This window comes from Enterovibrio litoreus, assembly GCF_045679545.1.
Classification (GTDB): Bacteria; Pseudomonadota; Gammaproteobacteria; order Enterobacterales; family Vibrionaceae; genus Enterovibrio.
Genome location: NZ_CP166195.1, coordinates 427654 through 441127 on the forward strand (window position 1 = coordinate 427654; position 13474 = coordinate 441127).

The window sequence follows — 13474 nt, forward strand, 5'->3', positions numbered from 1 at the left end:
ACACTTAAGAAAAACGTAATAAATGATATGTCCAGACAAGCTCTAGATACGTATTCAACAAGACGTTGCTTGGGCATAAAGCTAAGAAACAGAAAGGAATGGAAAAACGGAGACGGAGAAAGAAAAAAAAGAAAAGAGAAGAGAAGAAGAGAGACGACAATGGCAGTGCATGCTGCATCATTGCCGTCTTGTTGCACCAACCTGCTGATAAACGCTTAAGGTGCTCGCGTTGGCGCGTTAGGCACCTGCGGTTCTTCCACCGCGGGTTCTTTTTCTTCTTTAATCTCTTCTTTGGGTTCAGCGATAATTTTCGTCACCCCTTTTTGCAGGATGAGGTTATTGGGGTACGTGATAATGTTTCCGCTCGCATGACGAAGAATGACGTGAAACATGGTGATATCAATAAGCACCCCACTCACGTCATCATCTTTGTCAGACACTTTAATTCTGTCACCAATGCGATAAGGAAAGACAAAGAAGATCAATACACTGGCAGTCAAATTACTCAGTATCGACCATTGGGCAAACAAAGCAACACCGAGTACCGCGAAGATCGACGAAAAGAATAATGAGATATCGCCAAATCCAAGACCAAGCAAAATGGTAAACAAGGCAATGAATAGCAAGAATGAGGCGGCATTGAACGACTTAATCACAAACTTGGTACGTTTCAGATCAACGCGCTTATTTTTTGCCAGTTTTTCTAACCACTTTCGGCCAAGACGTCTAATCGTCAAATAAACGATAATCAGCAATAAACCGAGGCCAATCTGCTTGAACAACATGTTGGATTGTAAAAACTCAATCATTAAATAAACCTTAACCTCTTCAAAATAATCACTTCAATGGCCACCACAGCAACCAACCCGATACAGAACAAGGTAAACGCCATCGGATTTTCCGTGCCTGGAATCCCGCCTATATTGACGCCAAGTAAGCCCGTAAAAAAGCCTGCAGGTAGAAATATTCCAGCAATAATCGAAAACATATAGGTATTTCGATTCATTTTCTCCGCTTGTTGTTGGCTTTGGTTCGCAAGAAACACATTAATCTGGTCAATATAGAATTCGATAGACTCATTAATTCGCAGCGTAGTGTCGAGGCTGTTTTTGAGATGGTTTTGCGCATCCAGTAGTGCTTTAGGCTGAATCTCGATGAGGTCTTCGAACACATATTTTTGCGGTTTTAGATAGCGTCTTAACCTCAACAAACGAGAGTGCAAAGCACTGAGCGCCTGAGTATCAGCATTATTGTTCCACTCTAATCCATCTAGTAAGGTTTCGACTGGCACCAAAAAATGAGAGATATGCTTATTGATACCCGCAACCATACCGATGATTACGTCAGACAACGATGTTGGCCCTTCGCCCTTTTCTAGCTGCGCAATCAAGCCTGAGACCGAGCGCGAAGGAACTTTACGCGTTGAAATGAGTGCGCCTTTGTACCAAAGAATACGCAGGCTCAGCATGTCGTCTGGCTGCGATCCCTCGTTGAGGTTAATACCGCGCAAGATCATCAAAAAACAATCGTCGTCAAAATGCTCAAAACGCGGACGCGTGTCATCCGCTAGCAGCGAATCAACAATCGCTTCAGGAATCGCATTGTCTTCCAGCCACCCTCGTAATCCGTCTGCATCACGCTGACAGTGATACCATACAGAAGGTTGCAATTTTCCCGATAACGCTGTGTTTTCATGTGCAATGCCAGACGAAAACTGCCAACTTGAAATGATAAAACCGTCCATATAGTTCTTCCTTAACCTACTAAGGTTCTTATTTAACATATAAAATTTCCTCTGTAGCAATCTTTTTGATTGCTACATTGAGTTTCTTTCCTTTACTCTCGCCAGATTGCTTATCTGCCGCTGAAGGGCACACATGGAAAATAATACGATTCAGGACGTAGTGAGTGAACTACTCACGGATGGTGGTGACGCCGACTCTCAGCATGCTTTCATCGAACAGTGGGAACAATTCAACTCTCCTGTTGATGTCGCGCTGCTACTTGAGTCACTTCCACTTACCGAGCGTTTAAGCACATGGGATCAACTTTCAGATACGATGAAAGTCCCTGTGCTGGTTGAAATGCGCGCAGACGCCAGCACATCGATCCTCAATAATCAGGAAGACGATAAATTACTGTCTCTGTTTACGGGGATAGATGCAGACACGCTGCTTGAGTTGCAAGACAGTATTCCTGACCATTTGCTTGAAAACGTGCTTGGGCGAATGGATGAAGAGCAGCAAAATCGCTACTCTGCTGCACAACAATTTGAAGATGACGAAGTTGGTCACTGGTGTGATCACCAACCTTTAGTTGTTCCTGCAAAAACCAAAATCAAAGTGGTGATGCGACTGTTGCGTCGCCATCTCCCACCACACAGCCACGTTATTTTCTTGGTAGACAGCCGAGGAAACTGGGATGGCACAGTGCGAATTAATCGCCTATTTGGCGTGGACCCTACTCTGCGCATTTCGGAATTTTCGGAAGAAGACTTTCCATCACTCAATGCCAAAGAAGACATTTATGCCGCCGCCAACAAAGTGGCTGCCAGTGGGGAATCATCGCTTCCTGTCGTCACAGAAAGCGGCTTACTGATCGGGCGTTTGGACATGGGCACGGCTTACGAACTTCAAAACGAAAAGGCCGAATCTCAGTTGATGGCAAAAGCCGGTCTGGATGAAGACGAGGATCTTTTTGCTTCCGTTCGCAAAAGCGCGCAGAACCGTGCCATTTGGTTGGGTATCAACCTAATGACGGCCTTTCTCGCATCTTGGTTTATTGGCTTGTTTGAAGCCACACTGCAACAAGTGGTTGCACTGGCGGTCTTGATGCCTGTTGTTGCTTCGATGGGTGGTATTGCAGGCAGTCAGACACTCACCTTGATTGTACGTGGCTTGGCGTTAGGGCAAATATCCAAAGCTAACCTTAAGCCCTTGCTTGCCAAAGAGGTGAAAGTTGGCGCTTTCAACGGCGTACTTTGGGCCATTGTGATTGGCTTTGTTGCAGGTTTCTGGTTTGACAGCCTTATGCTTGGCGTTGTCATTGGCATTGCGATTGTTGCCAATATCATTTGTGCTGCGATATCAGGCATTTTCATTCCTGTCATCCTCGACAAATTCAAAATCGACCCTGCGTTGTCTGGCTCAGTGATCTTAACCACGGTCACCGATATTGTCGGCTTTGTGGCGTTCTTGGGATTGGGCAGCGTCTTTTTGCTGAGCTAAACGAACTCTCCTTCTCGCACCGAGAGCGAAAGCATTTCAATTCGACAGCAAAGTCTCATTGCAGTAAAAAGGCCTCAGCTTGCGCTGGGGCCTTTTCTTTGGTGTTCACTTGTGAGCAGGTACTGGGCAGTGAATAACACGACAATTTTTTTGCACCAGTTTTTCAAACCGTCGATCTAGCAGCAGTTAGAAGCACGTTCAGGGCGATCGCCCATTCGACATAGCTTTTCCATGCTGTCTTGCAAGAAAACTTGGTTTGATTCAATAGTAAGCGTCAACACATCTTTCGCCCATGCAGGCAACGCATGATGAATGCGATAAAACACCCACTGCCCTTGTCGGCGATCACTGAGTAAACCCGATTTACGTAGATGCGCCAAATGGCGAGAGACTTTGGGCTGGCTTTCCTCTAACGCCGCCATCAACTCACACACACATAGCTCCCCTTCATGCTGCACAAGCATTAGCGTTTTCAAGCGTGTTTCATCTGCTAGGCATTTGTAGAAGGTAACGGGGAACATCGCATCGAAGAGCTTATTTTCTGGGGGCATGGATTCAGAGGGCTTCGGCGCTAGTGAAACAGGTTCAGTCGACATGGCTTTTTCGCGTTCTCGATAAATGATGCTTTGATAACGACCACTGTATATATGATTTTTCATATGTAAAGTGACGATTTTCTTTCAATCACTTTAACGCCTGCTCTACGGCTTTAACCGAAAAGCCGTGCAAGACGCGATCGCCAATCTTAATCACAGGCACACCGCGCGCCCCCAATGCTGCATGTTCTTTTCGGCCTCGAGGCGTGCCGATATCACACAGACGATAAGCAATTTTCTTAGTATCGAAGAACTGTTTTGCGGCTTGGCAGTGTGCACAGCTTTTGCTGGTGTATAGCGTGACTTTCTTCAATGTTGCCTCGTGCGATGTTGAAATTATTCGGGCTTGAACGCAGTCTAACGCATCTCGCCATCAGAGAGAAAATCTTGCCAAATACTTCACCCCGCTTTTTCGAAACACCATCTCAACCAAAAGGTGGTGTTACATCACTCCCTCTTTTTTCAGCAACACCAATATAGCCTCAGCCGCGTCTTGTGGGCTGGGGTTATTCATGACCTGACCGCCAGAAGACGCAGGTGCTGCCGTCGCGGCCAAAAAGCGATCGCGCCCTGACGCTGATGCGGCCACGGTTTTCACTCGCTTCGGTTTCTTCTTCGCTACCTGCCATTGCCAAGTCTGTGCGAATTCATCTTTATGCGCTGCCACTTCCAATACCTTTACGATACCATCACGTGCCTTGGTAAACGCACTCTGACGCGGCTCAGGCGCAGCGCGACTTGCCAATAGCACCGCAGGCAATGTGATGCGTAAACGACGACGCTGCCCGCCTGACAAGGCTTGCAGTACCTCGGCGTGTGTTTCTGTTTGAGTGAGCACATCCACCACGTCGGGCACAACCGTCGCGCTGAGGGATTGAGCAACCAGATAAGGCACCATTCCCGACGATTCGCCCCATTCGGCTCTTGCACCGCACAGTACCAGTTTAGGTTTTCGCGCCAAAACATGATCTGCCAAGGCGAGGCTTGCATCGGCGTCATGCGGCAGTTTGAGCACATCCAACTGCTTAATGCCCATGCCGAGATATTCTCTGATGGCAAGTGACTCAGGGTCGCCCGCGTAAACCACTGAAGGGGCTTGCCCAGAGCGCTCCGATTCGTCTTCTATACGCAGCGCCATTTCCAAGGCTTTGGCGTCACTTTCGGCCCGACGTTGACGACCAGACAACGGATGCTGACCGCAAGAAACCAACACCATTACATTGCTGCTAGCTTGCATTTTTTCTGTCTCCTAACTCGCCTTGTGTGGCATCAATCAAGGCCTGCATCACGGCTGCGCTGTTGGCGATGATGCTGAGGTCGGCGCGCTTCACCATGTCACAAGAGGCATCGGTATTAATGGCAATTACGGTGTCACAATGCGTCATCCCTTGAAGGTGCTGAATCGCGCCTGAGATGCCGACCGCAATATACACTTTGGCATTCACATACGTGCCCGATGCGCCTACTTGTGTCGGACGCGGCATGTGTCCGTTGTCGACGGCAACACGGCTTGCCCCTTCGGTGGCGCCCAGTGCGTCGGCACATTGATGAAACAAGGCCCAGTTACGCACGCCATTACCGCCCGACAAAATGAACTGGGTTTCGGGTAACGGGATATCTTTAGGATCAACCGCGACACGACCAAGATCGACAATCTTAGCCTGACCGTTTTCCACATCTGGACAAGCACAAGCCGATGCTTCACTGGCGAACCCTGAAATGGGGTCGGACACTTGCTCTTCCACCAGCAAGAAGCGCGACAGCTCTCGGGTCACAGACTGTTTCGCATCGCCGCTACCGCATTCAATCGAACCATTATTCGCAGCTTTCACACGGGTTGCAGGACGCTCGCCCAAAGACGCACTCAGCTTTCTTGCGAGATCGCCGCCGATTAATGTTTCATCGGCGAAAATCCAATGTTGAGGTGCTAGTTGGGTATGCAATACATGCAGCACCGCCAACCAATGATCCGGCGTGTAGGTCGCACTGTCACCCAGTGAAAGCACCCGATCCGCGCCGAACGCCGCCATGTCATCATCGCGGTGAAACAGAGTGAGAAACACAATTGCGGTGTTTGGAGCGACGGTCTGATCATCGAGGGTTGTCGCCAGCTGGTGCGCAAGGCCAAGCATGTCTTTATCAAGAGTGGTGAGCTTTTTGCTGTCAGCGTCAGACACCACCACGATGTAGCGTGTTGGCTCGGTGATCTGTCGACGCGGCAAAGATTGAGACTGTGATTTTTTCGCAACGCCTGAAAACGATGATGACATGCCACCAGAGCGATCAATGCGCTTCATGCCATCCGCAGAGGTAAAGCCAACTCCATGCGGATTCTTTCGGCGAATGCCATTCACCATCATGTTAGCCGTACCGCTCTCAACACCCCCATCAGAGCGACCATCAAACGTGGTGAGTTCCTCGTGCTTGGGGTGCAGACGATCACGCAGGATTCTCTCTTTTCTCGGATCACGCCGTTTTATCTCATCCATTGCGCCCCCCTGCGCTTTGCCCCGTATCAATCACCCGTTCAAGCAGCATGACAGCCACATCTTGAACGGCAGGGCGTGGCATCACCACGCCTTCTAGCATTACCGCACATTGCGGGCAAGCAACGGCTACCATGCTGGCCCCCGTTTCGCGGGCATCGTCCATTCGCATATCCGCGATACGTTGCTCGCCTTGAATATCCGTGATGGGCGCGCCCCCTCCACCGCCACAACAGCGAGAGCGAAAACCTGAGCGCTCCATTTCGTTGATCGTCATCCCCATGCGTTCCAACAAGAATCGCGGGGCATCATAACCACCGTTGTAACGCCCTAAATAACAGGGGTCGTGATAAGTGACGCTTTGCGCTTTGGCCGTATTCAAGGTCAGTGACTCGCGTTCGACACATTGGGCGAGAAATTCGGTGTGGTGCATGACTGAATAGTGACCGCCAAAGTCGGCGTATTCATTTTTCAAGACATGAAACGCGTGGGGATCGGGCGTCACAATGGTGTTGAAGATGTACTTATTCAGGGTTTTCACGTTGGCCTTGGCTAAGCGCTGAAAAGTGGCTTCATCGCCCAATCGACGCGCTAAATCGCCGCTGTCGAGTTCTTCATTGCCCAAAATGGCAAAGCTAACGTTTGCGTGTCGAAGCAGTGCCACTAGCGCTCTCAATGTGCGCTGATACGCCAAATCAAACGCGCCATCGCCTGCCCATAGCAACACATCCGTCTTGCCTACGTTTGCCATGGTATCGAGCTTAAGATCAACTGCCCAAATGGCGCGGTTTTGCGGTGACAAGCCATTCGGGTTATCCGTCGCAATCAAATTATTCAGGGTTTCTGCGCCTTTTCCTGCGGTTTCCCCTTTCGCCAGTGTCAGATGTCTGCGCATATCAACAATGGCATCAACATGCTCAATCATCATCGGACACTCTTCCACACATGCGCGACACGTGGTGCATGACCACACGGTATCGGCATCGAGCAAGCCTTCAAACAATGGCTTGTCCGGCGCACCGCATCTAGCGGCATCAGATTTACCTGCTTCTTTTCCAGGATAAGCGCTGCCTGCATATTGGCGGGTGTCTCCACCCACCATGCCGACCACCATATCCTGAATCAGTTTTTTGGGGTTAAGCGGCTGGCCCGCGGCAAATGCTGGGCATACTTTTTCGCAGCGCCCGCATTGCACACAGGCATCAAAACCGAGCAATTGATTCCAATGAAAATCCGTCGGCTTTTCCACGCCTAGCGTGTTTTCATTGAGATTTATGGGTTTTAAGCCCGTCGAACGCCCACCACCGAATCTGCCTTGCCGGCGATGAAACCCCAAGTGGAGTGCGCCAGCAAACGCATGTTTCATTGGGCCGCCCCACGTCATGCCAAAGATCAGTTCTGCTAAACCGAGCAGCACGCCACCAAGCAACAAAGCGGTGAGCACAATCGGCACATTACCGATACCAAGAAGCTGAATCAGTGAGATGCAAAGGCCTGACAATGAAAATGCTAACAAGCTATAGGGAAGACGATGCCAAACGCCTTTAGATAAATTTGCAGGCGGGTTATCTCGGCGTTTTTTCACCTGATAAGCGCCAATACTCATGACCGAGAATGTCACCGCCAACAAGCCATAGGTAAATGAAGAATCGCCGCCAAAAACATACACCACCAACATGGCAAGCACAGAGGCAACAAAGCCACCCGCGGTGGCGACATGGGTATTGGCAAATTTTTTGTCTCGCGCCACCACATCATGCAAATCGTGCAGGTAGCGAGGAAGAATAGCTGCAATGCCTTTAAAGAATGGAACAGCGTTAGGGTCAGGCTTACCCTGACGCCACATTTTGACTCTTCTCGCTGCACCTATGGCTGCAAGCAAGATCGCAAGGAGAAGAAGAGGACCAATTAGCGCTGTGGACATATCGCTTCCCTCGCTAATGGCTATAGGTCTTTACACAGACGAAGCGCATCATAAATGGCTGCATGAATATTGCGTGGAGCGTTGCAATCCCCGAGTCGATAGAGCAAATACCCCTCCCCTTGTTCGGCGAATATAGGTTGAGGTTTGGCAGCATAAAGCGCTTCAAGATCGACTTGACCGTGATTGCGCGATCCCTCTTTGAACGCGTAATACAGGGCTTCATCGGGTCTCACGCCGTTTTCAATGACGACCTGATCCACCACGCGCTCTTCGCGCACACCCGTGTATTCATTTTCAAATCGGGCAATCAGCTTCTCGCCTTCTCTGTAGACCTGCTCCAACACAAGATCCGACGACATCACTACGTCGCGCGCATACAGGCTGCGGTAATAAGTCGGGAAGCTGGTTCCCCCAACCGCGACACCCGGTTTAATGTCGTCCGTGACCATTTCAACTTGTGCGCCTTTGGCTGCCAGAAAATCTGCCACCGACATGCCACTGAATTCGCAAATGGTGTCATACACGACGACGTTTTTGCCCGGTGCAACCGCGCCACTGAGAATGTCCCAACTGCTTACCACCAAGCCATCTTCCGCCCCCCATTCTGGGCTTTGGTTGATAAAGGGCTGACCACCGACTGCGAGCAATACCACATCCGGATTTTCGGCCATGATCACGGCTTCATCGGCTGTCACGTCAAACACCAGATTGACGCCAAGGCGGCGAAGTTCGAGATCAAACCAACGGGTAATGCCCGCGATTTGTTCCCGCTGTGGTGCTTGAGATGCGAGTGAAATCTGCCCACCCAGCTCGCGGCTTTTCTCAAACAATGTGACCTGATGACCGCGCTCGGCGCATACCCGCGCCGCTTCCATCCCCGCAGGGCCGCCACCAACGACGACGACTTTACGAATTTGGCCATCGGTTTTAGTGATGATGTGCGGCATGGTTTGCTCGCGAGAGGTCGCAGCGTTTTGAATGCACAACACATCAATGCCTTGATACTGTCTGTCGATACAGTAATTAGCGCCAACACACTGACGAATTTGGTCTGTCTGTCCTAGCTTCACTTTGGTGATGAGATGCGGGTCGGCAATGTGTGCGCGAGTCATGCCGACAAAATCAATCAATCCGCTTTCCAATGCGCGCGCCGCTTGCACGGGATCTTTGATGTTTTGCGCATGCATCACTGGCACATTGACCACGCTGCGAATGCCTGCCGCCAAATGGATAAACGGCTCTGGCGGATAGGTCATGTTGGGGATCACGTTCGCCAAGGTATTGTGCGTGTCACAACCAGACCCAACGATACTGAAAAAATCGATAAGACCAAGGCTGTCGTAATAGGCCGCGATCTCTTTCATGTCATCTTGATCAAGGCCGTCTGGGTGGAACTCATCCCCTGTCATGCGAATGCCGACCGCGAAATCCGGCCCCACCTCTTCACGCACCGCTTTGAGCACTTCTACCCCGAAACGCATTCGGTTTTCAAAGCTGCCGCCCCATTCATCGGTGCGTCGGTTAACACGCGGGCTCCAAAATTGATCAACCAGATGCTGGTGCGCAAAAGAGAGTTCAACGCCATCCAAACCGCCGTCTTGGGCGCGTTTGGTCGCTTCGGCGAAATCACCAATGATGCGCCAGATTTCTTCTGGCTCGATGGTTTTGCAGGTAGCGCGGTGAACAGGTTCACGAATACCACTTGGGCTCATCAACGACGGCCAATTGCCGCCATCCCAACGAGAACGACGCCCCATGTGGGTAATTTGAATCATGATATGCGCGCCATGTTTGTGCATGGCATCGGCAAGATTTTGTAGATGCGGGATCACTTCGTCGGAGGCCATATTGACTGACTTCCACCAGCCTTGCGGGCTGTCAATTGAAACCGGGCTCGATCCACCACAAACACACAGCCCTATGCCGCCCTTGGCTTTTTCTTCGTAATACTGAATGTAGCGCTCAGTCGGCATGCCATTTTCGGTCGCATATACCTCGGCATGCGCCGTGCTGATCACGCGGTTTCTGATCATTAGCTTGTTAATCGCAAGCGGCTGAAAAATGGCATCGAACTGAGACATGATATTTCCTTATGTTCGTTTTAGATCCTGGGTCCTGCAAAAATTCAAAGCCCATGTTTGCTACGTCAAGCTCTTGCTTCCCTAGGATCTAGGGCCTTCTCTTCCTGCTCTTAACTCTTAACTCTTAACTCTTAACTCTTAACTCTCATCGCTTGACGCTTAAACAGGCTTCACGTCAAACAACCCAAAATCACAGCCCTCTTCCGAGCCACTTTGCAATTGGACTGCTTGCGTTTTCAATGGGAAGCCCACGCTTTCGGTGACTTGATCCATCGCGCCTGCAAACCACCCCGTGAACATGTAATCCACTTTGCGGTTTACCTTGCCGTAGTAATACACAAACGCGGAATTTTCGAGGCGCACTCGCGCTGTGCCTTGGGACACATCAAGGTGCTCGATAAAAAACTGCCCCCAACCACGTTGAGAAAGGCGTTTCATGTAATGATCAAACACTTCAGCGCCGGAAATGCCGTGGGTTTCACCTTCTTGCTCACACCAAAAGTAGGCCGATTTGTAGCCTGCTTTGTAGAGCAAATCAGCATAAACATCCGCACCTAACGCTTCTTCGACCGCTGCATGGTTATTGATGAAAAAATGGCGCGGCACGTACAACATGGGTAACCCATCTGTACGCCAAACGCCGGTTTCGTCGTCAACCTGAATCGGTAGTTCTGGTGGATGGTGGCTCATGAATGCTTCCTCAGCTTTCGCTATCAATCTCGATCAAATCACTTAGCAACTATCGAGCGCTTACACGCAGGTGCTATTCGCCCCACACGTCTTTCAATACATTGACCCAATTTCCGCCCATGATTTTCTGCACCTTGCTCGCAGGCCAGCCGTTATCAAGCAGCGCTTGGGTCAAGTTCGGGAAATCCCCGATGGTGCGCATACCTTTGGGGTTAATGATCTCGCCAAAGCGTGTCAGCCTTCGCGCATAGCCTTTGTCATGGGTGATCCATTCAAAAAATGCCTGATCGTGACCCTGCGTAAAATCCGTACCAATACCGACACTGTCTTCCCCCACAATGTTGACGATGTAATCAATCGCCTCGACATAATCTTCGATGGTGGAGTTGATGCCGTTTTTAAGGAAAGGCGCAAACATGGTGACGCCAACAAAGCCGCCGTGATCAGCAATGAATTTAAGCTCAGCGTCAGATTTATTGCGCGGGTGATCTTTTAGCCCTAAAGGCAAACAGTGGGAATAACAGACAGGTTTCTTAGATTCCAAAATCACTTCTTCAGAGGTTTTGGGGCCAACATGGGAAAGGTCACACATCACGCCGACGCGATTCATTTCCGCTACCACTTCGCGCCCATAACCCGACAAGCCGCCATCACGCTCATAGCAACCTGTACCAACGAGGTTTTGGGTGTTGTAGGCCATTTGCGCGATGCCAACGCCCAGCTTTTTGAAAATCTCGATGTAACCCAGTTGATCTTCAAACGCCTGCACATTTTGAAAGCCCAGCATGATGCCGGTTTTGCCTTCTTCTTTGGCACGTAAGATATCTTGTGTGGTGTGAACAGGCCGGATTAAATCATTGTTGTCGCGCAGCAGTTGATTGAATTCGACGATATTGTCGATGGTGGCTTGAAAATCTTCCCACACCGACACGGTGCAGTTTGCGGCGGTTAGCCCACCTTTTGCCATGTCCTCGAACAATGCCCTGTCCCACTTGGCAATAATCAGCCCGTCGATGATGATGGAATCGCGATGCAATGCGACAGCAGGGTGGTTATCAGACATGAAGGCTTCCTTGTGAGTATTCCCTTTTCTATGCCTTTCACGTTAACCAACAAGCCTCAAATTCGGCGATGCGAATGCGACAGCAAGTAGCGGGTTTGCGTCAGAGGAGAATTGCACTCACCGATACTCTGAATTGATTGCAGGTTTAGCACACCGGAAACTGTGATAATCTTGAAGCCTGTTTTCTCAAAAACGTCACATTCAAAAATGAAAATATTCAGCAACTTCGAAAGCGGAAATATTCACGTCGTTAGCGCCGATTCACCTAACGATATTCAGCTCACCATTCCTGCGGATAACCAAACCGAGATATCCCAGTGGTTCCACTTTCGACTAGAAAGTACGTCGCAAGAACAGCATGATTTCCAAATTCTGAACTTAGCAAAATCGGCTTACCCAGAAGGGTGGAAAGACTACGATGTTGTCGCGTCTTATGACCGCAATGAGTGGTTCCGTATTCCTGCCGAGTTTGATGGCGACACTCTGCGCTTTTCTGTTATCCCAGAAAGTGGCTCCATGTACTTTGCCTACTTCGCGCCATACTCTTACGACCGTCATCAAGACTTACTGCACAGTGCGCAATCTCACTATGCGTGCGAACTTGAAACCCTTGGCACAACGCTTGATGGCAACGACATCAGCCTGTTGACTATTGGTGAACCCGCAGAAGGTAAGAAGAACATTTGGGTGATTGGTCGTCAGCATCCGGGCGAAACCATGGCGGAATGGTTCATCGAAGGGCTACTGTTGCGCCTGCTTGATGAAACCGACACCGTGGGGAAAACCCTGATCGACAATGCCGTGATCCGCGTAGTACCCAACATGAACCCAGATGGCAGCATTCGCGGTCACCTGCGTCACAACGCGATTGGTGTAAACCTCAACCGCGAGTGGCAGACACCGTCAGTCGAGCGCAGTCCAGAAGTGTTTTACGTGCGCGAGCGCATGCTAGAAACGGGTGTTGATATGTTCTTGGACATTCACGGTGATGAAGCCATTCCGTATAACTTTGTCGCCGGCAGTGAAGGCATTCCTTCTTACAACGATGAATTGGCGGCGCTCGAAGATCACTTCAAGCAAGCCCTGCTGACCATCACCCCTGAGTTCCAAGACGAATTTGGTTACCCGAAAAGTGCACCTGGTACGGCCAACCTGACTGTGGGTTCAAACTGGGTAGCAGAACAATTCAAATGTTTGGCTTACACCGTTGAAATGCCATTTAAAGATCACATCAGCCACGCTGATGCGCTGTATGGCTGGTCTCCTGCCCGCAGTGCGGCATTCGGAAACGACATGCTGGCAGCGATTTTGGCAACACACAGCAAACTGTAATGTCAGTTGCTTTGGTGACTGACGGGTAGACTCGCACAGACTTCAAATCAAAAAGCCCAAACGCAGAGTTTGGGC

General features: G+C 50.1%; 12 protein-coding genes. 2 read left to right on the plus strand and 10 right to left on the minus strand.

The window, feature by feature from the left end; genetic code table 11:
• Nucleotides 1-215 precede the first annotated feature (215 nt).
• Both AB8599_RS17505 and AB8599_RS17510 read right to left on the minus strand, forming a co-directional pair.
• Nucleotides 216-809, minus strand: coding sequence for a mechanosensitive ion channel domain-containing protein (locus AB8599_RS17505; protein ID WP_407334181.1), 594 nt, complete (start codon nucleotides 807-809; stop codon nucleotides 216-218).
• Nucleotides 809-1744, minus strand: coding sequence for a CorA family divalent cation transporter (locus AB8599_RS17510; protein WP_407334182.1), 936 nt, complete (start codon nucleotides 1742-1744; stop codon nucleotides 809-811). The genes AB8599_RS17505 and AB8599_RS17510 overlap by 1 nt, the downstream gene beginning before the upstream one ends.
• 133 nt (nucleotides 1745-1877) lie before the next feature.
• Here AB8599_RS17510 and AB8599_RS17515 point away from each other — a divergent pair, with 133 nt between their 5' ends.
• Nucleotides 1878-3227 carry a magnesium transporter gene (locus AB8599_RS17515; RefSeq protein ID WP_407334183.1) on the plus strand — a complete coding sequence of 450 codons (1350 nt, stop codon included), beginning with the start codon at nucleotides 1878-1880 and terminating at the stop codon, nucleotides 3225-3227.
• A gap of 176 nt (nucleotides 3228-3403) precedes the next feature.
• Here the strand turns inward: AB8599_RS17515 and AB8599_RS17520 are convergent, their stop codons facing one another.
• From AB8599_RS17520 to AB8599_RS17555, 8 genes are all read right to left on the minus strand, one after another.
• Nucleotides 3404-3748 carry a metalloregulator ArsR/SmtB family transcription factor gene (locus tag AB8599_RS17520; RefSeq protein ID WP_407334424.1) on the minus strand — a complete coding sequence of 115 codons (345 nt, stop codon included), beginning with the start codon at nucleotides 3746-3748 and terminating at the stop codon, nucleotides 3404-3406.
• Nucleotides 3749-3911: 163 nt separating this feature from the next.
• Nucleotides 3912-4136 carry a glutaredoxin family protein gene (locus AB8599_RS17525; protein WP_407334184.1) on the minus strand — a complete coding sequence of 75 codons (225 nt, stop codon included), beginning with the start codon at nucleotides 4134-4136 and terminating at the stop codon, nucleotides 3912-3914.
• A gap of 129 nt (nucleotides 4137-4265) precedes the next feature.
• Nucleotides 4266-5060, minus strand: a complete 795-nt coding sequence (locus AB8599_RS17530) for an electron transfer flavoprotein subunit beta (RefSeq protein ID WP_407334185.1) — start codon at nucleotides 5058-5060, stop codon at nucleotides 4266-4268.
• Nucleotides 5050-6312, minus strand: a complete 1263-nt coding sequence (locus AB8599_RS17535) for an electron transfer flavoprotein subunit alpha/FixB family protein (protein ID WP_407334186.1) — start codon at nucleotides 6310-6312, stop codon at nucleotides 5050-5052. Before AB8599_RS17535 ends, AB8599_RS17530 begins: the two co-directional genes overlap by 11 nt.
• Nucleotides 6305-8233: a DUF3483 domain-containing protein gene (locus tag AB8599_RS17540; protein ID WP_407334187.1), complete on the minus strand. Its 1929-nt coding sequence runs from the start codon at nucleotides 8231-8233 to the stop codon at nucleotides 6305-6307. The genes AB8599_RS17535 and AB8599_RS17540 overlap by 8 nt, the downstream gene beginning before the upstream one ends.
• 20 nt (nucleotides 8234-8253) lie before the next feature.
• Nucleotides 8254-10314: an NAD(P)-binding protein gene (locus AB8599_RS17545; protein WP_407334188.1), complete on the minus strand. Its 2061-nt coding sequence runs from the start codon at nucleotides 10312-10314 to the stop codon at nucleotides 8254-8256.
• Between the two features lie 159 nt (nucleotides 10315-10473).
• Nucleotides 10474-11004, minus strand: a complete 531-nt coding sequence (locus AB8599_RS17550; RefSeq protein WP_407334189.1) for a DUF5943 domain-containing protein — start codon at nucleotides 11002-11004, stop codon at nucleotides 10474-10476.
• A gap of 73 nt (nucleotides 11005-11077) precedes the next feature.
• Complete coding sequence (locus tag AB8599_RS17555; RefSeq protein ID WP_407334190.1) at nucleotides 11078-12067, minus strand: dipeptidase; 990 nt, start codon at nucleotides 12065-12067, stop codon at nucleotides 11078-11080.
• A gap of 207 nt (nucleotides 12068-12274) precedes the next feature.
• Between AB8599_RS17555 and AB8599_RS17560 the strand changes: the two genes are divergently transcribed.
• Nucleotides 12275-13399: a M14-type cytosolic carboxypeptidase gene (locus AB8599_RS17560; protein ID WP_407334191.1), complete on the plus strand. Its 1125-nt coding sequence runs from the start codon at nucleotides 12275-12277 to the stop codon at nucleotides 13397-13399.
• Nucleotides 13400-13474: the final 75 nt, after the last annotated feature.